The following is a 26,686-nucleotide window of genomic DNA, read 5'->3' as shown; positions in this document are numbered from 1 at the left end:
ACCGCATCATGCACCCCCGTGACCGTCACCGTCTGGGGCAGGTACCAATTTGCCGTTGTGAAGGGGAGCGTGGCCGGACTCACCGTACCCTCGGTGGTATCACCACTAGTGATCGGGACATCCACATCGGCCAAGGGCTGGGTAGCCAGCCGCACCTCAAAGGTGACACTCGTCCCATTCTCGCTGGTCGTCGTGCCACTCAGATTAGCAACGATCAGCGCCGCCGGGTCATCATCCAGAATGGCAACACTCAGATCGGCCAGCGCAAAATTGTAGAAGGGATCAGGGCTGGTCATTGACAAACTAATCGTACCGATATGCGCACCTTCAGCGGTTACGTCATCCACCGCAGTGACGGTGATCACCCTAGGCGTTGCCCAATCCGCATCGGTAAAGGTCAGCGCCTGGGTAGGCACACCGTCCACCAGCACTTGCGTACCGGCATTCAGCGTGATAATGACATCATCCGTGGGTTGGGTATTCAGTACGAGGCTGAAGGTGACGGAGGTGGCATCTCCGGCCTCATCCACTGGCCATGTGGGCGAGGTACGGGTAACCCCGGCGGTATCGTTATCGGTGATCGCAGGCGCGACATCAGGAATAGCGATCCCGCCATAAAGCGGATCGGTACTGGCAGCCGTATGCGTGATCAGACCCGTATGGGGAGAGACCTCAGCCACAACATCATCAAGCGCACTCACCAGCACATCCTGAGCAACACTCCAGTCGGCGGGCGTGAAGGTCAGCGTAGTCGTGTTGCCCCCATTCACCTCCACCTGAGCGAGTGCCGTAACCGTAATCTCTACATCATGCAGTGGCTCGCTGGTCAGAACGAGACTATAGGTTGCCGTTGCGCCACCCTCAGCCACGGTGACAGGGGTAGCCGCAAACGTAACCCCAGCGGTATCATTGTCGAGATTCGTAAGATTGATCGGCGTTGGCCACGTCACCCCGGCATAGAGCGCCGAGGTACTCGTCGTCGGGCCAACACTGAGCGTATAGGACTGATCGCCATCGTCCACGTCATCATTCACCCCCGTGACCGTCACGGTCTGGGGCAGGTACCAATTTGCCGTTGTGAAGGGGAGCGTAGCCGGACTCACCGTACCCTCGGTGGTATCACCACTAGTGATCGGGACATCCACATCGGCGAGAGGCTGGCTCCGCAGGCGCACCGTAAAGGTGGAGGTCGTCGCGGCTTCACTGGTGGTAGGGCTACTCAGCGCCGAGACGATCAACTCAGCAGGATCGTTATCGGTAATCGCCACCGTCTGGGGCGCAATCGTCAGCGGCGCATAGAAAGGGTCGCCGCTGGCAACTGCAAAGGTGATCGTGCCGGTGTGCGGCCCCTCACTTGTGGGGTCATTCACAGCGGTAACGGTGAGCAACTGGGGCGTACTCCAATCCGCAGTGGTAAAGGTGAGCGTCTGGGTGGCAGCACCATCGAGACGCACCTGAGCGTCAGCGGTTGCAGTGATCGTGACATTGGCGCTGGGCCGGGTAGCCAGCATCAAGCCAAACGTGGTCGGGATCACATCACCAGCCTCGTTCACCCCAGCGGTGAGAGGGATCAGGTTGATCTGCGAGGTGTCATTATCAACAATTGAAGCCGCAACATCAGCAACCGCGATCCCGTTATAGAGCGGATCGGTGCTGGTCGCGACATGGGTAATCAAGCCCGCATGAGGAGTGACATTTCCATCACCCCGTTCATCCACCCAATCATCCACCGCCGCCACAGTAACAACCTGAGGCGTATCCCAATCGGCAGGCGTAAAGGTCAGGGTATCGGTTGAAACACCATTCACCCAGACTTCCGCATCGGGAGTGCGGAGGGTAATCTCCACATCAGCCAGCGGCTCGCTGGTCAGGACGAGGCTATAGGTTGCCGTTGCGCCACCCTCCACCACATTCACCAGGGTTTCTGAAACCGTAACCCCGGCGGTATCATCATCCAGGTTGGTCAGATTAACAGTACGGGTGAAAGCCGCGCTATAGAAGGGATCGGTACTGGTTGTTGTACCGACCTGAACCGTATAGGGAATATCGGCGTCATCAACCCAATCATCGCGCCCGGTCACCGTCACAACAACCGGCGTATTCCAAGTAGCGGGCGAAAAGACCGGACTAACCGGGCTAATACTCGCCTCACTCGCATCGCTCACCGTAATCGGCACGGTGACATTCGCAGTAGGCTGGCTATCGAGCAGCACCTCAAAGGTGATCGCCGTACCATCCTCAGCGGTTTGGTTCGCACTGAGCGCACGCACCGTCAGGCCGGGCGGGTCATTATCGGTAATCGTGACCGTATAGACATCGGGGGTACCGCGAATACCATTGGTAGGCGTACCCAGCGTAATGATCAGATTTTCGGTATTCTCAGCAATACGGTCATTAATCAGATTGAAAGTAATCGCGCTAGTGGCGGTACTAGGGGTAAACGTAACCGTACCATTCAGCAACGTATGATCGGTTGCGCCAGCGGCACCACTGATCGAATAGGGCACACTAACCGTAAAATCGCTCAGGTGACTAAGGGCAAGCGGGACAGTAACAGCAGTACCAAGACCCTCATTGACCGTCTGAGCACTCCCCGTAAAGCGCACGAGAGGCACATCATTCGAGTCAAAGATCGTCACCAGTGCGGTATCAGCACCCGAAAGCAACACCGCACCAGATGGATTACTCAACTGCAAGCGCACCGTCTCCTGCGCCTCTTTGATCGAGTCGGCTAGGATAGTAATCCCAAAGGAGAGACTATTCTGGGTTGGGGCAAACGTCAGGGTTCCGCTGGTAGATTGATAATCAACACCAGGGTTCGCACTGCCACCAGCAATCGTCGCATAATTCACCGCGACCGTCCCACGGGTACCCGTTGAAGGGTTAATCGTCACCCGAACTTCAACAGTAAAGGCACCGTCCCACTCACTGGCCACAATATTGGTGGTGGCGAAGCCCACCGAGACCACCTGGACAGGCGGGGTTGTGGGCGTAGCGGTAGGGGGAAGCGTGGTTGGCACGAGAGTACTGGGCGGCGGAGTCGGGCTACGGGGATTAATAATCGGCGGGGCAATCGTGGGGCTACTCACCACCCCCAGCATAGCCGTCGGCGAGAGCGTAGGAGTCACAGGATTACGGATCGGCGTTGCGGAGGGCAACGCGGTGCGCGTTGGCGTGGGCGTCAAGGTCGGAGCAAGCGCAGCCTGTGTGGCGGCGGGGGTTGGGCTAGGTGTAGTAGTTGGCGTTGGAAGATTCGCCACCAGAACAGGTTCGCTACTCGGTGCTGGAATGACCACCAATGGAGCATTCTCATCAGGCAGGGTAATGATATCACCAGGAGACGTAAGATCGTCCTCTTCGGGTGCCGCGATAGCAGCGGGGTTAATTGCGGGCACCTGCGGCCCGACATCCCACAACGCATAGCTCACCGACCCCTTAGCAGCCAGATCGCCACTGTAGAACGTGGCCTGGGGGGCAACAATACGCAGCGCCAACTGGCCGACGCAACTAATCAGCAGCATGGTGATCAGCAGAATCAGCAGAACCACCCATGTAATGGGTTGGTTCAACTTACGGCGCTGTTCAGGCAGCTGCGGCCAGAGGGGCCGAAGGTTTTTCAGTGTTTGGTGTAACATGTGCGTAACGGAGTGTGAAGTAGAAACTACTTCCTTGCCCCGGTGTGCTCTCTACCCAGATTGTACCACCTTGGCGTTCCACCAACTGCTTACAAATGGCCAGACCCAAACCAATCCCACGCTCAGATGAATTAATGCCTTCACTTACTCCATCACCACGGATAAAGCGTTCAAAGATCTGCTCATGCATATCAGGTGCAATACCACGGCCTGTATCCATCACTTCGACCAACATATGCTCAGGCAATGCCTGGGCACGCACAACAATCTCACCCTGAGCGGTATAACGACGCGCATTATCAACCAACTGGTGGAAGATCATACGCAACTGATCGAAGTCGGCCAGAATTTCGGGCAGATCCTTGGGGATTTCGATGCGTAATGTCAAGCCCTTGGCCTTAATTGCGCTCTGTAACGGCCACGTGGCATCATCTGCGGGGCGATAGATCGAGATCGACTCGATATCGGTTGCCAGGGAACCCGAATCAAGCCCTGCAATCATGATCACATTACTGATCAGGCTAGTCATATTACCGGCATGTTGACGGATGGACTCGATAAAGACCTTTTGGTCATCCTCCAGCGGCCCAGCGAGGCCACGCATCAAGAGATCAGCATTGCCACGAATAACCGTAAGTGGAGTGCGCAACTCGTGGGAGATCGTCCCGATAAAATTGGTCTTAGCGCGATCAACCGCCACTTCAGCGGTCATATCCTGAAAGACACAGACCGAACCCATCACATCACCGGTTTCAGTCTGCACGCGGTTCGCGGAGACACGCACCGTCCGCTCATAGAGGGTAAAGAGATCGTGGGCGCGTTGCGAACCAAAACCAAACGAGCCATCTGTCAGTTCACCCAATGGAATATCGCTAAACCAGATCGGTGGCGATTGATCCGATTGCAGATTAAGGAACTGGCGCATCGCATTATTGACTAGCGTAATACGGCCCTCGGTATCACAAACGACGATACCATCGGCAATACTCTCAACAATCGCAGCGCGCTGGCTCGACTCACTACTGACCTGACCATAGAGATCGGTCAGGTGGCCGGTCATCTTATTAAAACTCTGGGCGAGGGTACCAATCTCATTTTGGGCATTCACATAGGCCCGACGCCCAAACTGACCCTGCGTAATCGCCTCGGCGGTACGGGCCAACTCACCCAGAGGAGCGGTAATGCGGTTCGCAATCAACACGCCTAGCACAAAGAGTGTCACGGTCAAGACAAAGACCGAAAGCATCAGCGGCCAGAGCGTATCGCTGCCGGTTGTCATGACGTAATCACGCGAAAGCGCCGGAGCGAGAATACCGACGGCGACACCACGGATGACGAGGGGGATATAGGAGAACTGATACTCACGATCATTGATCGTTTGGGCATTAAAGATCGAACTATTGTCCGAGGTCGAATTTTTAAAGGAGGCGATCAAGTCCGCATCCATAGACTGAGCCTGCCCTGGCCCAGTCCCAAACGTAGAGGCGAGCACCTCACCAGAAGAGTTATAGAGCGTGACCCCCGCCGCCTGCGAGCGGTCGCGCAGCATAGTGAGCAGATCATCGGTACGAGTAGCCGCGATCAGCCCACCGACCACCTCATTCCCAACATAGACGGGGGTAATCGTCGCAAAATAGAGTGTATCGCCGAGTTGCACCAGACCAGCGTACTTATCGCCACGGTTATCTGCAACGCGCCCAATAATACGTTGAGTAAACCAGGCGGATGAGATATCGAGCGAGGGGTAGCTCACGTACTCATCGCCATAACTATCGGGCAACTTCTCGAAGTCGCTCAGCGTATGGCCACGCATATCGAAGGAGATCAGCCGATCCAGGCCGATATTACTACGGCGGGAACTAAGCAAGAAGAAGGGTTCAAGGGCGAGCTTCAGCCCTTCAACATCACGGCGCTGGAAGGCATCGGGCACACCGGGGGCTGGAATGGAGGGGTTGGGTTGCGCAAAGGCAACTTCACGCAAGAACTGGAGGTTGGCATTTTCCTGGTTAAGCATGGCATCATTGGCGGTTCGCGTCACCGATGCCATTTGGTTGTTGAAGCGCTCTTGCAAAGAGCCAGCAACCTGAAAAAAGACAATGATTGAACCAACCACCGCAACAAGTACGGTGAGCAGAAGGAACGGGCCGATAATCTGATAGCGTAGCTGCGAGTTTATCGCACGCCAGGCCCGCTGCATAGGAGGTTCCTCGGATCTTGGTGCCTTGTAGCCCTCTGTATCATAACCCAAAGTAAGCCTGAGCCGATCAGACTCCCTCAAGGTAAAGTATAGGCGAGAGTGTCACAAGGATCAAGATCCTTAGATGACAACTGGTTGACAGTTTTTTTATTGTAGCAGTGCTATAATACCGCCAAAGATCAGGCTTGGAGGCAGACACATTCATGCAACTTCGCTTTCTCGGCACAGGCACCTCAATGGGGGTTCCGGTAATTGGTTGTGACTGTGCGGTCTGTACTTCAGATGATCCGCGCAACCGCCGCATGCGCACCTCGGCCCTCCTACGCACTGCGGATCGCACCATCCTGATTGATGCCGGCCCCGATTTTCGGCTCCAGGCACTCAGCGCCGGGCTACGCCAGATTGATGCGGTACTCCTCACCCATGCCCACTTCGATCATATTGCTGGGATTGATGATCTGCGCCCCTTGAGTGAACATGGGGATTGTTTACCGATCTTTGGCAGCCCACGCACCATCCGCAATGTGCGTTCACGCTTTGACTACGCCTTCAAAGAGACATCAGCAGGCTCAACCCGCCCTCGCATCGAACTACACAGCGTCGAGGCGAGCTTTCAGATTGGGCAGACCAGCATCACCCCTTTGGCGATCATCCATGGCACATGGGAGATCACCGCCTATCGGATGGGCGGATTGGGCTATGTGACCGACGCCAGCAGCATTCCGCCCTCCTCATGGGAAGCCCTGCGCAATCTGGATGTTTTGGTGCTGAATGCGTTACGCTACAAACCCCACCCGACCCACTTTACGCTGGACGAAGCGTTGGCGGTGATCGGCGGCCTCCAGCCACGGCGGGCGTTTTTGGTACATATGACCCACGCCTTCGATCATGCGCGGGCGAGTGCCGAACTACCAGCCGGGGTAGCCTTCGCCTATGACGGGCTAGAGATCGAGATCGCCAGATAATATGCGTATCGGTATTGATGCTCGGCTGAACGCCTACCGCCAGGGTGGGATCGCCCAATACACCCAGCAACTCCTCAAGCACATGGTCGGGCAACTTGGCAGCGATAGGTTGGTGGTTCTGCAACACCGCCGCCAAGCCCAACCGCTGGTCAACGGGGCACACGTGCGCCGTGCGCGGCTACTCACGCCCCCGCACAACCGGTTTGAAGCGGTGGCGCTACCCCTCGAACTTCTACCGCAACGCCTGAACATACTCCACTGCCCCGACTTCGTCGCCCCACGGATACGCCCGTGCCCAGCGGTGGTCACGATCCATGATCTGGCCTTTTTGCGCTTCCCAGAGATTCTGGATGCCGACGCCAAGCGCTACTATAGCCAGGTACGGGCCTCGGCGCATGCGGCCCAAGCGGTGATTGCGGTCTCGCAATCCACCTGCAACGATATTGTGGAGTTGCTTGATCTGCCTGCCGAGCGGATTGATGTGGTCTATGAGGCTGCCGCGCCGCACTTCCGGCCACTACAGATTGCTCCGAACGCGGAGCGGATCATCAACGGCGTGCCGGTGCGAGCGAACACCTTCCTGCTCTTTGTGAGCACGATTGAGCCGCGCAAGAACCTAGCCACGCTCCTACGCGCCCTGCACCTGTGCCGCGAGCGGCACCCCGCAGCGGGCTACCGGCTGGTGATTGCGGGCGTGCGCGGCTGGCTGGATGGCCCGATCTTTGATCTGATGCGCGATCTGGGGCTGGGCGAAGCGGTTGATCTGCTGGGTTGGCCCGCGCCCGAGGATCTGGTGTGGCTCTACGCGGCATGCCGGATCTACCTGAACCCCTCGCTCTACGAAGGGTTTGGGCTACCGGTGCTTGAGGCACTGGCATGTGGGGCACCGACGGTGGTCGCGGATACGAGCAGCCTACCCGAAGTGGCTGGCGAGGCTGCTCGATGCGTCCCTGCGCTAGATGTTGCAGCCTGGGCCGAGGTGATCAGCCAGTTATGGGACGACGCAGATGCACGCCAACAGCTTGCGGAGCGCGGGCCACGCCAAGCGGCGCGCTTCTCGTGGGAGCAGGCAGCGCATGAGACGCTGGCGATCTACCGGCGGGTGGGGGGATTCAGCCCTGCAAAGCCGGATTGAGCTTCATGACCGCCAGCCACGCCTCGATGCCCTCGGTAGGTTGGACACCCTGTTCGGTGACGATCCCGGCGAGCGCATGGAGCGGGGTTGAGTCGAAATAGACGTTGGCGACCTGAATATTTTCGGGCACCTCTGGCCAGACCTGTTCAGCGGGCCAGCGCGCCTGCTGGGGCGGGTGGTAGGCCGGGGGCAAGAACTTCTCGGAGCTACAGAGCGCATAGACGGGCACCCTGGCCGCATTGGCCGAGAGCACCATCCCATACGTCCCGACCTTATTCATCAGCCCCTCCGGACTGAGGTGGTCGGCACCAACCAGCACGAGGTGGGATTCACCGGCGAGGACAACCGCCAGCGCATCAACCACGAGCGTGGTTGGGATACCACTTGCGGCCAACTCCTGGGCCATACTGCGCCCCTCGCAGGCGGGGCGGCCCTCGGCGCAGATAACCCGAAAACGGCGGCCAGCGCGTTGGGCATGGCTCAGCGCAGCACGTACCGTCGTACTACGCCCATTAGTCACAATCTGGGCATCCTCAGGAATGAGGCGCAGGGCAGTTTCGGCAATCGCCGCTTCATGCACATGGAGCCGACGCTTAAACTCAGTAACCGACGCCTCGATCACATACTGGCCTTCGGTAAAGGTCGTAGCCGCATCAATCTTCCAGAGTAACGCATTCACCAGATTGACCAAAGGAGCCATGGTGGGATGGGCGCGAATCAGCGTCCACCCGGTATCAAGCAACTCCTGGCGCAAGTGAGCAAGATCACCACTCTGGTTACGCTGAGCTTGGTAGAGCAGCACATCGGCACTCTTCTCCGCAATCTCAACCGCAGCAGAGACCCCATCTTCTGTAATCGCGGTAATGGCTTGGGCAGCGTAACGATCCACGGCACCTTCCCATCGTATCTACCAAACGATCCACGCGATGCGGGCACACACGTGATTGACACGTTGCAAGCATCCAAGGGAGCCATATTTAAGATGCACGGTAGCACCATGCCATTACGAGCATACTACTATCAATTAGTTGAACCGATGGAACGCCGCTTGAGCACCTGTTGGAGAGTCAGCTCTAACTGACTAATCGCGAACGGTTTAGGCAAATAGACATTGCCACTCTGTTCAAGATGGTCACGGGTCGTCTGGCTGAGCGTATCACCCGTCATGAAGATGAGGCGTAGGGCGAGTTCAGGATCACGCTGGCGAATAGCAGCGAGCATCTCAAAGCCATTCATACCAGGCATCCGCACATCACACAGAATCGCATCAAAATGCTGGGTCGTGATCGCCTGAAGCCCCTCAGTTGCCGTCTGGAAGGTGGTAGTACGATGGCCCTGTTCATGCAGCAAGCGATCAATGAGGCGCAGCACCGGTTCTTCATCATCAATCACCAAGATATTGAGGACATGATCGGCAGGGCTGTGTGCAGGCAGCATTGCGAGAGGCGTAGCAGCCTTAGCAGCAGCGGCTTGGCGCACGGGAAGCGCGATATAGACACGGGTACCGACACCCGGTTGGCTCTCGGCCCAGATCTGGCCTTCATGTTCTTTAATGATACCAAAACAGATCGAGAGACCCAAGCCGGTACCCTGACCAATAGGCTTGGTGGTGAAGAAGGGATTAAAGATCTTGCGCAAATTACGCTCAGGGATACCCACACCGGTATCACCCACCTCAATATGGATCATCGGTTCTTGGCCTAGCTCCTGGGGGGGCAGCACACGAGTACGCAGGGTAAGGGTACCGGAGCCACCGCGTTCGACCATCGCGTGGCGAGCATTCGTAATCAGATTGAGGAAGACCTGTTGAAGTTGGTGCGGATCAGCAATTGTCATCGCGAGATCGGGATCGAGATCGAGATGCACCGCGATATTATCAACCCGCGACTGGTATGCTTGAAGTGCGAGGGAACTGCGCAGCACCTCATTGATCGCCACCGCAGAGCGTTCAGGGGTATGTTCACGGGCGAAGATGAGCAGATTTTGGACAATCTTTGCGGCACGTTCAGACTGGGCGTGGATCTGTTCAATATCCTGACGGGTCTCAGGGGCGAGATCCTTATTGCGCAGCGTCAACTGGGCATAGCCACTGACACTGGTGAGTGGATTATTGAGTTCATGGGCCACACCGGCCACCAACTGACCAATCGCGGAGAGTTTTTCGGACTGAATAAGTTGCTGCTCAAGGCGGCGGCGTTCAGTCAGATTACGAGCGATACAGTGCAGACCTGCCGCCTTCCCGTTACCATTCTGCATCACATGGGCGCTCACCTCCAGATAGATCGGATCTTGGTTCTGGTTGATAAGTTCCAATTCAAACGGGGGCACATTATGGCCTGCGAGGAGTGAGCGCAGGTGTACCGAGACCACGTCCCAAGCGTCAGGTGTACAGAAGGTTTGGAGCGGTTTACCGAGCAGATCATTGATCGGGGAACCAATAATCTGGGGGCCGACTTTATTCATGGTGGTGAAACAGAGATCACCATCGAGCATAAAGATCAGATCGTAGGCATTGACAAAGAGATCTTTATAGCGGCGTTCACTCAGGCGCACCTGTTCATAGAGGCGTGCATTTTCTATCGCAATCGCAGCATAATCGGCGAGGGTGGCGAGGAGATACTGATCATTTTCGCTAAAGGTACGATCCGACTGTTGGTTATCAACCGCCAGCACGCCAATGACCTGATCGCCCAAGATCAGGGGCACCTGAAGGAGTGCGCGGACAAGAAAGCCGGTTTTAACCTTCAGATTAACTCCGGCGCGAGTCTTATCGGTACGAACCGGCTTACCGCTGCGCACAACTTGGCCTGCGAGGGTATCATTGATCGGCATACGCAAGCTCTGGGCGCGTTGTTCACCCAGATTTTTGGCCGCCCGCAGATAGAGTTCATCATGCTGTTCATCGCGGAGGAGAAGGAAGCCCTCTTCAGCCTGGGTGATATAGACCCCGGCTTCAACGATCCGTTCGAGGAGTTGCTCCTGCTCCATGAGTCCCGTGACCGACTTCCCGATGCGCGAGAGGACAGTAAGTTCCTGAACACGCTGTTGGAGCGAGGCCGTGAGGCGTTCTTTATCGCGGCGCAGGCGGCGTTCGCGCAGAGCTTGGTCAATCGCCGCACGCGCCTCGGTATCAGAGAAGGGCTTAATCAGATAGTTGCGTGCCCCCAGACGAAACGCCTCAACCGCAATATTCTCGGAGCCATGGGCCGTCATGAGGATGACCGGCACATCATAGCCATCCTGCGCGAGCAAGCGCAGCAGATCGAGACCAGAGATATCAGGCAATTGGAGATCAAGGAGGATCAGATCGGGCAAGTGGGCACGAAGGCGCTGCAAACCCTGGCGTCCGGTATTGGCAACCAAGGGATGGTAACCAAGTTCGGGCAGCACATAATTTGCGAGAAGGTCGCAGATCTGCTCGCTATCATCAATAATCAGGATCTCTTCCATAGTAGAGGTCGCGCTTCTCTGCCCGTAGTGCTGTTAGCCGCGAAAACGACACGGATGGAGCGGGTGGAGATTACCAATACACCATCCGAATAGGTAGCGTAAACTTGATTGTACCCTGTTCCGCAACGTGTGGCAAGAGTGCCATCGGCTTCTAGATAAACGCAGCCCAAGGCTATTCTAGCGCTGTAGGGATGAAGCATCGCTGCGCCTAGAGGGGAAAGATCTCCTCGACTGGCAGCAGACGTAGTGCTCCAGTGGGGCATGCACTGACACAGGCTTGGTCGGGATAGCTAGAGCAGAGATCGCACTTATCAGCGCGTTGCGGTGGAGCCGGAGGAAGCGGAGGCTGAGGATGCAAACGATTACGGAGGCGAACCCAGAGGGGAAGAACCTCCGGTTCGGGGCGTTCTTGGGTGACACGACTGACTGCTTGGTAGGGGCACGCCGGGATACAATCGCCGCACCCGGTACAGCGATTGGTAATGAGCAAGACCCCATCGTCGGTGCGCTCAAAGGCATGTTCGGGGCATGCCTCGACACACTCTGGGCCAACGGTACACTGGCGACAGGCATCAAGGATATCGAGGCCATCAATCAGGGTTCCATTCAGCGCGAGACGCTGGTGGCCATGGCGTCCGACACATGCCTCCTCGCAGATTTGGCAACCGGGAGGACAGAGGCTCGCGGTACGCGCCAGCAAATGGCTACCGCGTAGGAGACCGCGTGCGACCGCCTGGGTGAGATCGCGTGCCCGACTCTGATCTGCGTGCAGAGCGGCATTGCGGCGATTGCGTTGTTCTACAACCATGCGCAGGTTGGCTTCAAGATTGGGCTGTTCGTAGAGCAAGGCATGAAAATCGGCAGCGGGGAGAGCGAGCAGATCGGTGGACGTGATCGCACGCACGCTGGCACGATGGGGATGGCCAGAGAGGAGTGCAATCTCCCCAAAAAAATCGCCATCGGCGAGGGTGGCTACGGTACGGCCATCTTGCTCAATACTCACCTGACCACGTTCGATCAGGTAGAGTGAATTGGCGTGATCGCCCTGACGGATAATGAGGCTACCACGACTAAAGCTGGAGTGACGCAGAATATTGGCAAGTGCAAAACGTTCAACTGGTAAGAGCGAACTGAGCAAGGGGATGCGGGTCAGTGTACTTTCAAGCATGCGGCGTTGATGGATGCGATTCAAGGCCGCGTTAAGTTCGGGCAGATCAACCAGTGCCTCTTGCAGATCGGCAAGTGGCACATGGAAGAGGTAGCATCCGGTCACCGCCGTAGCGCTCATACGGCGAAAGAGATCGCCAAAGAGGGGGCCTTCGCCACAACAATCGCCGGGGCCAAGCAGGGCCAACAACATCTCGTGGCCGTCTTTATCGCGCAGGTGGAGTTGCAACTGGCCACGCAGGACAAAGAAGAGGAAGCGATCATGCTTCTGTTTGCCAAAGATCGTCGTGGCGGAACCAAAAGCGCGGAAGACGCCGAGGGTGAGGAGGCGATCAATTTCTGCGGGAGGAAGGTTCGACAAACCATCGAGTGCTGCGAGCATGGCGCGGGCAGCTTGTTGGCGTTGGGCGGCCAGAGCAGCGCGGGCCTGGGCCGCAGCAGACGTGCGAGCCGGGGCGCTTTTGGCGGCCATAAACCATACCTCTTCGCAGCGTTCAGATCGGTATAAGTATTGTACCATATGGATACAGGCAGCGGTATAATAGGGACGGAAGAACCTATCCGGCAGAAGACATGATGGGCGGAGACATCCTCTATGCCCTTGGTGGGCGCGGCACGCTGCGCCTGGACAGTTACCCGCATGGCACTACGCACCCTCACTGTAGACCTGGAGCGTGGACTCGCGCGCCAGCAGCTCCCGGCAACCGTCGAGCGCGACTATCTGGGCGGGCGTGGGGCCATCGCCTGGCTCTTGTGGAACTATTTACCCGACGACACACCACCCCTGGCCCCAGAGAATTTACTCATCTTCGCGGCAGGCCCATTGGCCGGCACGAGTGCCTATGCCAATGGAGGGTTTGTAGTCGGTACCCGTTCACCCGTTACCGGGGCGATTGGCTACAGTTGGGGCCAGGGGCATTGGGGAGGAACCTTGCGGCGCGCCGGGTATGATCTGCTGATCATCCGGGGCCAAGCGCCCAACTGGTGCTACTTGGTGCTTGATCAGGGCCAGGTGCGTTTGCGTCCGGCCAGCCATCTGCTGGGTAAGGACACCATCGAGACCGATGCGGCCATCCGTGCAGAGCTAGGCAACGACTTCCAGGTGGTCTGCTTGGGGCCAGCCGGGGAGGCGGATGTGGCCTACGCCAGTATTGTGGCCGAGGGCCGCTATATGGCCGAGCCTGCCGGGCCGGGGATGGTGATGGGTACCAAGCACCTCAAGGCGATTGCGGTGCGCGGTGGCCCGCCGCTGGCGAGCCAGGATGAGAAGAAGCTGGCGGTGGCCATGGAGTTGATCCGCCGCCGTGCGAGCGCCAGCCCGCTGGCTGCCGGTATCCGTGAGGTGGGGAGTAACCACTTCCTGACGACGGCGCTGGATTGGGGTGCGATGACCGAAGAGAATGGCCGGATTGGGCAACCAAGCCCGGCAATGACGCAGATGCGTCAGACGCTGCACGAGTATGGAATCCATGAGAGCCGGGGTTGCGCGGGGTGCCCGTTGCCGTGTTATTTCGATACGCGCACCCCAGCCGGGGCGACACTGCCCCTGCCTGAACTCGAATTGGTGGCTGGTTTTGCGGCACGCTGCGGGATCACTAACGTCGAGACGCTGCATACCCTTGCGGATCGCTGCCTGCGGCTGGGGATCGATCCCGCCTCGGTAAGTGCGACGATGGCCTTCCTGATGGAGTGTCAGGCTGAAGGTTTGAACCTTTCGGGCACCCTCACCTGGGGCAATGAGCAAGCGGTACTGGCAGCGATTGATCGCCTGGCGGTGCGCCAAAAGCAGCGCGATATGCTCTCGTTGGGTGTCGGCGAGATTGCCGATGTCTTCTGGGGTGGAGCCGAGTTTGCCGCGCAGGTCAAGGGGTTGGCGATGCCGGGAATTGATCCGCGTGCCATGACTCAGATCGCATTGGCGATGGCAACCGCGCCGATTGGCGGGGACTACCGCTATTCGATGAGTTACGAGGAGTTGATCGTTGATCCCCCCAACTGGTTGCCCGAAGAGGTCTCGCACCCACAGGCTATGAAGGGCAAGGCATTGCGCCTGATCTGGCACGAGCGCTACGCGGCGATCCTCGACTCGGTGGGTATTTGCCGCCGCCTGGGGTTGATGGCGTACCAGATCTCACCCGGCGAGTTGCTGGCGTTAATCACGACCACGGGTAACGCGATCAGCGGGACCGATATGGTACGCATCGGGGAGCGGATCGTCACGGTGGAGCGGCTCTTTGCGTGTCGTTATGCCGATAATGGCGGGCAAGACGAGCTACCCACCCGTTGGCGTGAGACGGCGCTGAGTGAAGGGTTGGCGGCGGGGCATCTGCCGCGCTTGTCGCTGTTGCTGGCCGAGTACTATCGCCGCCACGGCTGGAACCCAGAGGGAGTTCCAACGCTGGATCGCATCGCTGAGTTGGGAATAAAAGCATAATGAGTGATCTCGAACCGATTCGTCTGGTGATCAAACTGGGCACCAGCGTACTCACCGCCGGTACCGACCGGCTGAATCGCCCGTACATGGTCGATCTGGCGCGGCAGGTTGCGGCACTGCGCGAGGCGGGCGTGCAGGTGGCGCTGGTCTCGTCGGGGGCGATTGCGGCGGGGCGCGAGCGGCTAGGGGCGCAGTCCGAGCAGCGCATACGGGCCAATGTACCGCTCAAGCAGATGTTCGCCGCAGTGGGTCAGAGCCGTTTGATGCACCTCTACGAGCAGCTTTTTGAACTGTATGGATTGCAAGTGGCGCAGGTTCTGCTCACCCGCGATGATCTGCGCGACCGGCGGCGCTACCTGAATGCGCGCAACACGCTCTCGTTGTGTATCGAGCGCGGGATTGTACCGATCATCAACGAGAATGACGCGCTGGTGACAGCGGAGATCCGCGTGGGTGACAACGACAACCTCTCGGCCTTAGTGGCGGGGTTGATTGATGCGGATCTGCTGCTGATTTTGAGCGATATTGATGGCCTCTACAATGCTGACCCGCGCACGAACCCGGACGCCAAGTTGCTGGGCGAGGTTGATCAGATTGATGATGACATCTGGGAGATGGCAGGCGGGGTTGGTTCGGCGCGTGGCACGGGGGGCATGCGTACCAAGATCCAAGCTGCTGATCTCGCCACACGTTCAGGAACGAGCGTGGTGATCGCCAATGGGGCAACATCAAATGTGATCCTGCGCGTGTTGCGGGGGGAGCGGATTGGAACCAAATTTCCGAGTGGGGGGAGTCATCTGGAATCGCGCAAGCGCTGGTTATTAGCCGAGACAGCCCGGCATAGTAAGATCGTGATTGATGCCGGAGCGGCCAACGCCCTGCTCACACAGGGCAAGAGCCTCTTACCCGCTGGCGTGATTGCGGTGGAGGGCAATTTTGATCGTGGCCAGACGATCCGCATCTACACCCCCGATGGGCACGAGATCGCCCGTGGGCTGGCCCAGTATGATGCAAATGACGTGCGCCACATCCAAGGCTTGCGCTCCGGCCAGATTGCCGAGACCCTCGGCTATGATTATGGGTCGGTGGTGGTGCATCGGGATGATATGGTCGTGTTGGGGTAGAATGCACCGTTCTCCTCCAAATCCCGGTTTTGACGCAAAGACGCTAAGGCGCAAAGCTTTCAAGTATAGAACCTCGTAAAATCTTTGCGTCTTTGCGCCTTGGCGTCAATACAAGGCTTGGGTTTACCCCATGTGAGGAGCCGTATGTCAATCACAATCCGTCCCGTTACCGGCTATGCCGAGTTCACCGCCTGCGAAGAACTCCAGCGGGTTGTCTGGCCCGGTTCGGTCGTGCCACTGAATATGCTCTACACCGCGCAGAATAATGGCGGGGTGGTGTTGGGAGCGTTTGATGAGAGCGCCGCCGATACACCGCTGGTCGGGTTTGTGTTTGGGTTCCTGGGCCGCGACAGCAGTAACCAGATCAAGCATTGCTCGCACATGGCGGCGGTGCTACCCAACTACCGCGATACGCGCATCGGTGAGCGGTTGAAGCTGGCCCAGCGTGATGAGGTGGTTGCGCAGGGGATCGAGTTGATGACATGGACCTTCGATCCGTTGCTGAGCCGCAATGCGCGCTTGAATATCCGCAAGCTGGGGGGCATCACGCGCACCTACAAAGACAACATTTATGGCCCGGAGCCGGTGCCGGATGACCAGTTGCCCTCGGATCGTTTTGTGGTGGAGTGGTGGCTGAATGCGCCACGGGTACTGGCGCGGCTGAGTAGCCCCGAACAAGCACCGACCGCCGAGGAGATCTTGGCGGGGGCGGTACTACTCAACCCCGATCCGATGCTACCGCCGTTGCCGATTCAGGGCAAGCGGCTGGTATTGCGCATCCCCAGCCAGATTGACGCGCTGCGCACGAACGACTTTGCGCGTGCCAAGGCGTGGCGCTGCCAGTTGCGTATGGCGGCGAAGGATGCGTTTGATTTGGGCTACCACATTGCCGATTTTGCTAGTGATGGGGAGTATGGGTACTACTTGCTGGTGCATGAGCAGGTGGCGGGGTAGTTATTTGTCCGCAGATTACGCAGATTGCGCAGATTTTTTCGGTATTTCACCTCAGACGATTGGTATTTATACGGATAGGACAATGCACGGAGCGATGCAAGCACGATACGCGCTGTCGCCTCAATCAGTGAATAGTTAGTGCCATGTACACGATTGCCTTTACTGCATCAGCACGAGAAGATATTCGATGGTTTCGTAAATACGATCAACAGCGTATTATTGCTGCAATTGAACGTCAACTAGGCGATGAACCAGATGTCCCGACACAACAGCGGAAGTATCTTCGTCCCAATCAGTTAGCACGTTGGGAATTGCGTGCAGGATCGTATCGTATTTTTTATGATGTGCTGGTTGAAGATACCGTGGTTTCCATTCTTGCCGTCGGGTACAAGGAAGGAAATACCCTCTATATCCGAGGAAAGGAGTATGTGCTATGAAAACCATACAGATTATGGAACCAGAATCGCTATTGTTGACTCTTTTGAATCAAGCACGCCAAGAAGATCTGCGGCTCCAACTTGCGGATGGGCAGGAATTTATTCTGACGGCAATTGATCACTTTGATGTTGAAATCATCCAGACACGAAAAAATGCAACCCTGATGGCGTTGTTGGATGAACGTGCGCAAGAACCAGCGACCATTGATCTTGCATCCCTAAAAGCTGAATTAGGCATTGACGAATGCCCTCCACCACCGCTGCCATAAACATCGCCTCACAGGTAACGCCGCTGGCTGAGCCTGTCGAAGCCAGCCCCGTGTTGCCCCGCTGCCTGAGCTTGTCGAAGCCAGCCCCACCACCCCGCGTTGGCTTCGGCAAGCTCAGCCAACGGCGCGGACGCAGCGCAATATGCCCCGCTCCAAGCTTCAGTGGGTGGCCACATACCACAGGGAGCGGCGCGGGTGGTGTTTGGCTCACGCAAGGCGAACCGGGAAGCGGCCTGTCGTTCTCCTTGAACACCTCGGCAGCGTGCCCCCCTGAGGAGATCAGGGCGTCGCGCTGCATTTCCGGCGGGCGGGGAGCGCGAGTGGCAAGACGAAAACCGTTGTTGTCGTTGAAGTTGGCGGGGTTGTTATCGTTGCGATAGGCGCAACGGGCGTTATCGCGGGTATTGTTCCACGAGCCGCCGCGCAGCACGTTGTCGGTCGCTTCCAGCACCTATTATACCGCATTCGGATCGTGTGGCGGGCGAAACTGTGCCCCCTGTGGGCGCTCTGAGCTTGGCTGCACGCCTACCCGCTTCATCCAGTCGCCCAGGAGCGCACCTATCGAACTGACCTCGCGACTGGCATGTTCGTACTGGCGTAGGCTGAGAAGTTGGAGATCGAGGGCTAAACGCAGGTAGAGCCGCACCTGTTCGAGATGGGCATCAGCACGCAAGAGCAGGTCGCGCTTGTCGCGGGTCTTGCGCGCCAGCACGATCAGTTCATTAAACTCAAAGGCGGCCTGTTGGGTACGCACAGCTAGGGCAAAGCGGTGTTCACGCGGGTACTTGAGGGTTGCCGGAACGAGCCACAAGAGCAGATCGTAGGTTTTGGCAAAGATGGGAATGTCATTCATATTCGTGCTGGGCGAAAGATCGTCTGGCGCAAGATCTGTTTACGTAGCCGGTAGGTATTGCCGTGGGCGGCATGGGCGCACCAACTCTGGATGGATGCGCTGGCTTTCTCCATGCTGATCTGACCCTCGGCATACGCCTGCTGTAGCCCGCGTAGCCGACGGCGAAAGCGTACCACGCTAGGGCGCTTTATGCGCCGATGGCTGGCGAAGTGGCGGAAGCCGAGGAACGGGACACCGCTGCTGGTAGGGAAGACTTGGCATTTGGCTGGGTGCAGCAACAAGCGCAGACGAGTGGCGGTAACATCCTGTAGAGTACGCATCCAGGTATGCAGCGTCCGTTTATCGTCGTGGAAGAGCAGGAAATCATCGGCGTAGCGCAGGTAGGCCCGACATTTGAGATCGCGCTTGATGAACTGATCAATCTCGTTCAGGTAGACGTTAGCCCAGAACTGTGAGGTGAGGTTGCCGATGGGTAGCCCCTGTGGACGTAGCGGCGCAAAGAGATCATCGCCGGGGAACCAGTGGATGGCCCGCTCGCTGTCGAGAATGCCCGCACCGCTCTGGATGATACGTTCGCACAAGCGCAACAGGGCGGGATCGGTGAGGGTGCGTCCGAGGATATTCAGCAGGATGGCATGATCAATCGTTGGAAAGAATTTTGCTACATCGCACTGCAATACAAAGCGATATTTACGCACAAATTCGGTACACCTGTCGAGCGCACGATGGGTACCCTTGCCCACCCGACATGCGTAGGAATCGTGGATGAAGCGGCGCTCGTAGATCGGCTCGATGACATTGACCAGGGCATGATGCACCACGCGGTCGCGGAAGGGGGCGGCGCTGATTTTACGCCGCTTCGGCTCGGAGATGTAGAAGTGGCGGTACACACCGGGCTGATAGGTCGCATCCCGGAGTTCGGTTTGCAGAGCGAAGAGATGATCCTCAACCCGCGCCTCGAAACGCGCCACCTCGGCACGGCCACGTTTGGCCCGCCGCGCCGCCCGGTAGGCGTGGTAGAGGTTCTCAAAGTCATACACCTGTGGGTAGAGATTACGATAGGTCTTCATAGAAAATACGTGTTAGACATGGTTTCAGAAGGGACTAGGGCCATTTCCGTACCCCGGCCCGTAAACGATATCGCTGGGCAATTCGCCTTTTGCCGCATCCTGGGTACGCGGGCGTCCCGCCCGCATGCGGGCAAGATGCCCGCGTACCCAATTGCCCAGCAGTATCGTTTACGGGCCGGGGGTGAGGGCATCCGGCGGCATAGTGTCACGTTCGTTTGAACCATGCCTAAGGAGAGCTATAGTGCGTCTCTCCTCTGCGCTCTCTGCGGTTAATCTGTTCTACCGCAGAGGACGCGGAGGGACGCAGAGGAAAACAGACCCCGCGAGCAGGGGGATGCTGCGCCCCCCTGCACCCCCAGCACCGTTGTCTCAGCCGCAAAGCTGTACCAAACCTTTGACAAGGACAAAAAGACAAAAAGCCGAAAAGACATTAAGACGATTCCGAGGAGAACAAACGGGCAAGACGAAAACCGAGGCGGTGACGTAGAAGAGGGCGGGGAAGAGAACGACGCGAAAGGCGCAACGGGCGACATCGCGGGTATTGCTCCACGAGCCGCCGCGCAGCACGTATGTTTTACTAGAACTATTGTTCTTTGTGTAAGGACTTTCCGCATGCACCTCGCCCGCAAAGGGATACTTCAACGGGGGTGTGCTACACCACTCCCAAACGTTGCCCGCCATCTCCTCGGCACCACAGGCCGCCACACCATGCGGGAAGATGCCGACCACCGAGGTTCCACCAATCTTACTCACATCAATATTCGCCTGAAGCGCGTCGGTTGTCAAATCCGCGCCCCAGGGGTAGGTGCGCCGCCCAGCGCGGCTGTTGCCCTGGGGCAGCCTGGGCGGGTAGGCGGCGGCGCGTTCCCACTCGGCCTCGGTGGGCAGGCGGATCGCTTCACCCTCGGCCAGAACGCCACAGCCGCGCAGGTAGGCATCGGCCCACCAGGCAAAGGCACTCGCCGCGTACCATGTTACATTCACCACCGGGTGGTTGCCCTCGCCGGGGCGGTAGCGGCTACCCGGCCAGGAGCGCGGGCGAAACTCCTCGCCACGCTGCTGGTGCTGGGCCATCAGTGCTTGGAGTTGGCGCGCCGCTGCCACCGCCGCAGGTGCGCCGCGCCCGGCCAGGGCTTCAAGAAATTCCAGGTATTGGCGGTTGGTGACCGGGAAGCGGGCGAGGGCGTAGGGGCGCGAGATGGTGTAGTCAAACTGCGGTTTCTCACGATCATTCTTGCTGTTATCATCGCCCATGCTGAACGTCCCCGGTGCGATAGGGGTAGCCCAATAGTCAGGCCGGGTCAGCACGAGGCCGGGGCGCTCGGTATCGGCGGCGAGGCGGTCGAGCATGGTCGCGGCGCGGTTGCGGAGGACGGGGTCGGGGTGGGTGGTGGGAGAGAAGGCGATGTGTGGCAAGCGCGTAACGACTGTCTGGTACAACTGGGGAAAATCGGTCAATTCCTTAAGATCTTCACCCGAACCAATATCGGCCAGCGCATCAGCCGCCAGGAAGGTACAGGCATCATCTTGGGCATCAAGCAGGCGCTGGATGAGCCGCTGTGCCTTGATCACCATCTGCTCCGAACCACTATTCGACCAGTAGCCAGCAGCGAGCAGGATCACCTCACGCCAGCCCTGCTCCTGGGCACGCGCAACCAGGAAGTCCACACTGGCTAAGGGATCTTGTTCCGTATCCAACCCTTCCAAACCACATGCGGCCAGATACTCTTGGAAGGTGTAGTGGGTGAAGCTATAGATGTCGTCGCGCTGTTGCAGCATGCCGCTATCGAGTGCCAGTGATGCGAGCAGATTCGCCACCTTCTGATCGGCGGCATCATGATCCATCTTCAAGTACCGTATATAGTAGGGACGGAGCCATTCTTGGGCTTGGATGAGGCTCACGTCGCGCACCTGGCCAGAGCGTTGTTGCATGCGCAGGGCGAGGTAATGAATGCGCCGCCGTTCCTCGGCCAACTTGGCGCTACTCAACTGCAACAGATCCTTGTCCTTATTCTTGCGCCAGAGATCGAGCAGCAACTCGACCAGTTTCTCATACAACTTGGCGCGTTGGTCGGGCAGTTTGACATTATTGAACTGCAAGAGCGCCATTGCGGTTGCCAGCAACGGGTTGGAGGCCATCTCGAAGAGGCGCGAATTGCGCTGGATAATCTGCCAGAGTTCTTCGGCCTTCTCGCTCAGGGTCGTTCCTTGCGATAATCCCGCATCACGATTGCGACGTTGATCAACAGCGGCATACCACTTGCGGATCAGGTCACGGATACCGTCACCATCCAACGGACTCAGGTGCGTCTCGACAAAATCGGGCAGATGTGCCCGCCCGCCATAGCCCGCCGGGCGACTCGAGACCACATAGCGATGCTGCGGGTATTGCTGCACCAGCGCGGTGATGAGTGCGGTGATATAGGCGCGGTGCTGCTCCTGCCCGGCTTCATCAAGGCCATCAAGTAGGATGAGGCATGCCGATTTGGCCTTGATCAGATTCGAGAGGGGCACAGTGCCTAATTTCTCCACATGGGTATCGAGCCATTTGAGGAAGAGTGTCGGCGACGCACCACAAAAATCGTCCCGCTTTTCCAGATCAAGATCTTTGATGTCGTTGGGTAACGCAAGGGCAAATTGGCTCAAGCGCACATAGATCGGGAAGAGCGGGCGGCGAACAAGCAGATCGAGATCCTTGCGCAAAGCACGCGCATTGCCATCCACATACGCCTGGGCACAACGCAACGCCGCATAGCGCAGGGTGGTGGTTTTGCCACTACCAGCATCACCAATCAGCAGGAGGTTGGAGAAGGTGCGGGGTGCTGCTTCGCGTTCTGCATCGTCATCACCGCGCATAGGCGGTCTGGGCAGAGTAACGAGTTTCCCATCCGGCAACTTCATTTGAGGCGGTGATGGCTGTTTCGCCGCACGCAACAGATCGGGATCACTCAGCGGCGTAAAGATCGCCCGCGTGCGATACCCCTCACGGGCGGCATCAGGATCGAGGGTGCCGCGCATGCGTTGGTAGTAGCGTTCGGCATCGGTGCGATCCACCACCTGTAGCGGAATATAGACCGAGTCGATATCGAGTATCACCTGCTCGGTATGCACACCCACTTGCGGCAAGCGGCCATACGTCTGTTGCAACGATTCGAGATAGCGTTTCAGCGCGGGATTCAGCCTGCCGGGTGCAGTTATTCGCCCGACCTGAACAACCAAGAACTCAACAACCTTCTCGCCCTGCTTCTCGACACCCGTCAGTATCCCGGTGCCAAACGCCCGCACCACCAGCACCACCCCAATCAGCACGACAATACCCAGGCTCCACCAGCCATAGGCATCCCACACCTGGCGCAGCCAATCCATCTGGCTCTGCACCCCGGCGAGTTCGGCCACACCGGGGGTGGGCGTCGGTGTGGCCACGGGTGTGGGGCTAAGGGCGGGTGGGGGTGTCTGGGCGTGGGTAGGCTGGGGCCACCCGGAAGAGATCGGAATCAGCACGGCCAGCGCGAGCAGGAAGATAACCGCGAAGTGGCGCATAGGTTCATCCTGGTAGTTGTCCGCAGATTACGCAGATTTTTAAGAAAAAAATAATCTGCGTAATCTGCGTAATCTGCGGATAATCATCATCATGGGGTCACACCACATACCCCGCCGCTTGCTCCGGGGTGAGCCGGGTGAGGAACTGTTCATCCTCGCTGCCATTCGTTAGGTACTCGTAGTCGGTGCGGTAGAGGTAGTACGTGCCGCAGAGCGGGCATTGCTGGAGGCTCAGTATGCGGCTGCCGTGGGGTTGCATGTCACGCACGAGTTGGAGTTGGCCTACCGCGTCGGGTAGGGATGTATCGTTCTCTGGCCAGCCGTACTTCTGGTAGGCGTACTCTTCGTCCTTCAACTGGCTACAGATGGGGCATTCGGTGGGCATGGCGGGTCGCTCCGGTTATTTATCCGCAGATTACGCAGATTACGCAGATTTTTAAGAAAAAAAATAATCTGCGTAATCTGCGTAATCTGCGGACAATCATAATCATGGGAGCATCTGCGTAATCTGCGGATACATAACTACCCGATCACCTCGGCACCCCCCATGTAGGGCCGCAGCACCTCCGGCACCACTATCGTCCCGTCGGGTTGCTGGTAGTTCTCCATGATCGCGATCATCACGCGGGGCAGCGCGAGGCCCGATCCGTTCAGGGTGTGCAGGAATTCCGGCTTGGCGCCGGGGCTGGGGCGGTAGCGTAGGTTGGCGCGCCGCGATTGGTACGCCTCGAAGTTGGAACACGAACTGACTTCTAACCACTCCTCCACGCCGGGTGCCCACATCTCTAGATCGTACTTCATCGTGGCCGTGCCGAGATCAGCCGTGCAGAGCTTGAGCAGGCGATAGGGAATCTTGAGCGCCTTGCAGACATCCTCGGCATTCGCCACGAGGGTCAGCAATTCGGCGTAACTCGTCTCCGGGGTGACGAACTTGACCATCTCGACCTTATCGAACTGGTAGACGCGCTTGATGCCGCGCACGTCGCGGCCGGCGCTCATCTGCTCGTTGCGCCAGCAGGGGGTATAGGCGACGTGGAAGATCGGCAGATCGCTGGCCTCCAGGATTTCGTCGCGGTAGAGGTTGGTGACCGGCACCTCGGCGGTGGGGATGAGAGTCAGATCGGCACCCTCGATGCGGAAGAGGTTCTCGCCGAAGCGCGGCAGGTTGCCGGTGCCCACCAGCACCTCTTCTTTGACCACGTAGGGTGGCGTGATCTCGCTGTAGCCGTGCTGCTGGGTGTGCAGATCGAGCATCCAGGTGATCAGGGCGCGTTGCAGGCGTGAGCCAGCCCCTTTGAGCACGAAGAAGCGCGAGCCGCTGAGCTTCACCCCGCGCTCAAAGTCAATGATCCCCAACGCTTCGCCCAGCTCCCAGTGGGGTTTGGGGCTAAAGTCGAACTGACGCGGTTCACCTTCGACACGCACCACCACATTGTCATGCTCGGTGCTGCCATCGGGGACATCGGCGTGGGGCAGGTTGGGCAACCAGAGCAACAGGCGGTTGAACTCGGCTTCATCGGCGGAGATCTGGCGATCCAGATCAGCGATCCGATCCCCGACCACCCGCATCGCACTGATCTTGGCCTCGCGCTCGATGGCATCGCGCAGCTTACTGATCTCCTTCGAGACCACATTGCGCTCGGCCTTCAGCACCTCCACCTCCTTGATCAAGGCGCGGCGGCGCTCATCCAGCGCCAGAATTGCATCAACCTGCGCCGGATTATCGCCACGGCGGCGCAGCCCTGCGCGGACGAGATCGGGTTGTTCACGGATTAACTTTATATCAAGCATGTTGGATTCGTTCCTCTAGCGACGGCCCAATTCCTGCAACACACGGATAATATCACCAAATGAGATACTAGTGCTGTCATCATCGCTATTCAGCGCGGTGAACATACGGGTCAGCACCTCACGCTGCTGAGGATCGGCAATACGGGTGGGGACGAGATAGACCGACTCGCCCTCTTTGACAAAGTAGATCGAGTAGGGGCTACCGCCACGTTCAAGCGCACTCAGCACCGCATTGCGCACCATGGGGTGGATAACCGGCACCAGCCCAACGTCGGGCGCAGAATCGGGGAGGGTGGCGCTGGCCAGCGGCGACGGGGAGGGTGGCAGGGTGGGCGAAGAGAACTCGCCCCCCCGGCTAGGGAAGTTGCCCCAGGCGCGGTTGAGCATCACCAGCACAAAGACGATCAGCACTAGACCGGCCACGATGAAGATCGCAACGAGCGTCCAATCCATAACAGTTCTCCTAGCATCCCGGTTTTGACGCCAAGACGCCAAGGCGCAAAGCCTTCAACAAAACCTTTGCGTCTTCGCGCCTTTGCGTTAACCTGTCGTTTTGCGTAGGAATGATAATCCGTTTACCCCCATTGTGAACGGTTGCCCAAGGCGCAAAGCACCAGAGAATTCTACATCAAAACCTTTGCGTCAACCAAGAGCTGCGGTGTACGCCTAGATCAAGCTATAGCTCCAATGCACCGGCTGGCCATCCGCATAGGGCATGACCCCATGGAACTGGCGTGGATCAGGACTGAAGAGCAGGGGCAAGAAGTAGCGATCCCCCGGCCAGAGTGGCAGATCGAGTAGGTGGGTGACGGGTACCCAGACCAGATCGCCCTCGGTGTTGCGCGGCGGGGGTGTGCCGGTAAAAGCGGTGATGACGAAGATAAAGCCGAGCCAATCCTCGCCCTCTTTCCCGAACCCCGGCCAACTCACCGTACCGCGCAGCATCAGTTGGGTTGCCTCAATCTGCGCCTCTTCACGCAACTCCCGCCGCATCCCACTGACCACATCCTCATCGGGTTCAACCTTGCCACCCAGGCCATTATACTTGCCCAGATGCTGATCGTTGGGGCGCGCATTACGATGGATCATCAACACACGCTGGCCATCAGGGGCGAGGACATAGCCGAGCGTGGCGATGATCGGGGTATAGGGCATACGAACCTCCTACCAAGAGCGCGAAAGACCGGCCAAGCCCTGGTGAAATTCAGCAATCCGGCGGCGTGAGCCAGGATCGGTGGTGGCGGGAATATCTTGGGGCAGAAAGAAGCGGGCGTCAATGATCTCCAGATCGCCAACGGGAGGATGGGCGACATCCTGGGTTGTGCAGACAAAGACGCCGATATGGTTGCTAAAGTGGTTGGAGTAGTTGAAATAGAGGCCGAGCAGGTGCGTGATCTGCGCCGTACAACCGCCCTCCTCGCGCACCTCGCGCAGCGCAGCGGTCGCCAGATCCTCAGCGTGGCCCACCGCGCCCCCCGGCAGACTCCAGGGCGTGGCCCCACTACGGTGGCGTACCAGTAAGATGCGATCTTCGCGCAGCACCAGCGCCCGCACCCCAAAGCCGATGGGACGCGCCATCCAGCGCAGCCCTTCACGGGTAAGGATGAGGCTCTGGTAGGTCAGTGTAAGCGCGGCCTCGCGTAGGTTATGAGCCAGTTGGTTCAT

Annotated in this window: 20 protein-coding genes; 7 read left to right on the top strand and 13 right to left on the bottom strand. The window is 58.3% G+C overall.

From position 1 onward, the window contains the following. Together EKD03_RS03535 and EKD03_RS03530 are read right to left on the bottom strand one after the other, a co-directional pair. The coding region (locus EKD03_RS03535; protein ID WP_274542391.1) for a Calx-beta domain-containing protein at positions 1-3,569 on the bottom strand (3,569 nt) is incomplete at its 3' end. A gap of 13 nt (positions 3,570-3,582) precedes the next feature. Beyond that, positions 3,583-5,832 (bottom strand): sensor histidine kinase, encoded by a 2,250-nt coding sequence (locus EKD03_RS03530; protein ID WP_129627545.1) that lies wholly within the window; start codon positions 5,830-5,832, stop codon positions 3,583-3,585. 203 nt (positions 5,833-6,035) lie between these two features. Here EKD03_RS03530 and EKD03_RS03525 point away from each other — a divergent pair, with 203 nt between their 5' ends. Continuing rightward, complete coding sequence (locus EKD03_RS03525) at positions 6,036-6,797, top strand: MBL fold metallo-hydrolase (protein ID WP_174842797.1); 762 nt, start codon at positions 6,036-6,038, stop codon at positions 6,795-6,797. Position 6,798: 1 nt separating this feature from the next. Then, positions 6,799-7,932, top strand: a complete 1,134-nt coding sequence (locus EKD03_RS03520; protein ID WP_129627542.1) for a glycosyltransferase family 4 protein — start codon at positions 6,799-6,801, stop codon at positions 7,930-7,932. Here EKD03_RS03520 and EKD03_RS03515 read toward each other — a convergent pair. The 3 genes from EKD03_RS03515 to EKD03_RS03505 form a co-directional block, all read right to left on the bottom strand. Continuing rightward, positions 7,910-8,821: an eIF2B alpha/beta/delta subunit family protein gene (locus EKD03_RS03515; RefSeq protein WP_129627539.1), complete on the bottom strand. Its 912-nt coding sequence runs from the start codon at positions 8,819-8,821 to the stop codon at positions 7,910-7,912. The genes EKD03_RS03520 and EKD03_RS03515 overlap by 23 nt on opposite strands. A gap of 131 nt (positions 8,822-8,952) precedes the next feature. Beyond that, positions 8,953-11,382 (bottom strand): response regulator, encoded by a 2,430-nt coding sequence (locus EKD03_RS03510; protein ID WP_129627536.1) that lies wholly within the window; start codon positions 11,380-11,382, stop codon positions 8,953-8,955. Between the two features lie 208 nt (positions 11,383-11,590). Further along, positions 11,591-13,021, bottom strand: a complete 1,431-nt coding sequence (locus EKD03_RS03505; RefSeq protein WP_129627533.1) for a cyclic nucleotide-binding domain-containing protein — start codon at positions 13,019-13,021, stop codon at positions 11,591-11,593. Positions 13,022-13,144: 123 nt separating this feature from the next. Between EKD03_RS03505 and EKD03_RS03500 the strand changes: the two genes are divergently transcribed. The 5 genes from EKD03_RS03500 to EKD03_RS03480 all read left to right on the top strand — a co-directional run bounded on the left by EKD03_RS03500 (position 13,145) and on the right by EKD03_RS03480 (position 17,767). Continuing rightward, positions 13,145-14,983 (top strand): aldehyde ferredoxin oxidoreductase family protein, encoded by a 1,839-nt coding sequence (locus EKD03_RS03500; RefSeq protein WP_238613370.1) that lies wholly within the window; start codon positions 13,145-13,147, stop codon positions 14,981-14,983. Then, on the top strand, positions 14,983-16,107 hold the full coding sequence (gene proB / locus EKD03_RS03495) for a glutamate 5-kinase (RefSeq protein ID WP_129627530.1): 1,125 nt from the start codon (positions 14,983-14,985) through the stop codon (positions 16,105-16,107). Before EKD03_RS03500 ends, proB begins: the two co-directional genes overlap by 1 nt. A gap of 144 nt (positions 16,108-16,251) precedes the next feature. After that, entirely contained in the window at positions 16,252-17,061 is an 810-nt protein-coding gene (locus EKD03_RS03490) for a hypothetical protein (protein ID WP_129627527.1), read from the top strand. Between the two features lie 143 nt (positions 17,062-17,204). Next, positions 17,205-17,498, top strand: a complete 294-nt coding sequence (locus EKD03_RS03485) for a type II toxin-antitoxin system RelE family toxin (protein ID WP_129627525.1) — start codon at positions 17,205-17,207, stop codon at positions 17,496-17,498. Continuing rightward, positions 17,495-17,767: a hypothetical protein gene (locus tag EKD03_RS03480; protein WP_129627522.1), complete on the top strand. Its 273-nt coding sequence runs from the start codon at positions 17,495-17,497 to the stop codon at positions 17,765-17,767. Before EKD03_RS03485 ends, EKD03_RS03480 begins: the two co-directional genes overlap by 4 nt. Before the next feature lie 454 nt (positions 17,768-18,221). On the opposite strand, the gene avd is transcribed toward EKD03_RS03480, so the two are convergent. From avd to EKD03_RS03440, 8 genes are all read right to left on the bottom strand, one after another. Continuing rightward, positions 18,222-18,620, bottom strand: coding sequence for a diversity-generating retroelement protein Avd (gene avd / locus EKD03_RS03475; RefSeq protein WP_129627519.1), 399 nt, complete (start codon positions 18,618-18,620; stop codon positions 18,222-18,224). After that, complete coding sequence (locus EKD03_RS03470; RefSeq protein ID WP_129627516.1) at positions 18,617-19,690, bottom strand: reverse transcriptase domain-containing protein; 1,074 nt, start codon at positions 19,688-19,690, stop codon at positions 18,617-18,619. Before EKD03_RS03470 ends, avd begins: the two co-directional genes overlap by 4 nt. Before the next feature lie 369 nt (positions 19,691-20,059). Beyond that, a complete protein-coding gene (locus EKD03_RS03465; RefSeq protein ID WP_129627513.1) occupies positions 20,060-23,230 on the bottom strand; it encodes an NACHT domain-containing protein in 3,171 nt (1,056 codons plus the stop codon). A 97-nt stretch (positions 23,231-23,327) separates the two neighbouring features. Next, positions 23,328-23,615 (bottom strand): hypothetical protein, encoded by a 288-nt coding sequence (locus tag EKD03_RS03460; RefSeq protein ID WP_129627509.1) that lies wholly within the window; start codon positions 23,613-23,615, stop codon positions 23,328-23,330. Positions 23,616-23,752: 137 nt separating this feature from the next. After that, positions 23,753-25,021: a serine--tRNA ligase gene (gene serS / locus EKD03_RS03455; protein WP_129627506.1), complete on the bottom strand. Its 1,269-nt coding sequence runs from the start codon at positions 25,019-25,021 to the stop codon at positions 23,753-23,755. A 15-nt stretch (positions 25,022-25,036) separates the two neighbouring features. Beyond that, on the bottom strand, positions 25,037-25,474 hold the full coding sequence (locus EKD03_RS03450) for a hypothetical protein (protein WP_129627503.1): 438 nt from the start codon (positions 25,472-25,474) through the stop codon (positions 25,037-25,039). A gap of 213 nt (positions 25,475-25,687) precedes the next feature. Further along, the gene (locus EKD03_RS03445; RefSeq protein WP_129627498.1) at positions 25,688-26,176 is read right to left on the bottom strand and encodes an NUDIX hydrolase; all 489 of its coding nucleotides are present in this window, start codon (positions 26,174-26,176) and stop codon (positions 25,688-25,690) included. A 9-nt stretch (positions 26,177-26,185) separates the two neighbouring features. After that, positions 26,186-26,686, bottom strand: a complete 501-nt coding sequence (locus EKD03_RS03440) for an NUDIX domain-containing protein (RefSeq protein ID WP_129627495.1) — start codon at positions 26,684-26,686, stop codon at positions 26,186-26,188.

It is taken from the genome of Candidatus Oscillochloris fontis (genome assembly GCF_004138135.1).
GTDB lineage: Bacteria > Chloroflexota > Chloroflexia > Chloroflexales > Chloroflexaceae > Oscillochloris > Oscillochloris fontis.
This window is presented reverse-complemented; position numbering and strand designations above follow the sequence as displayed.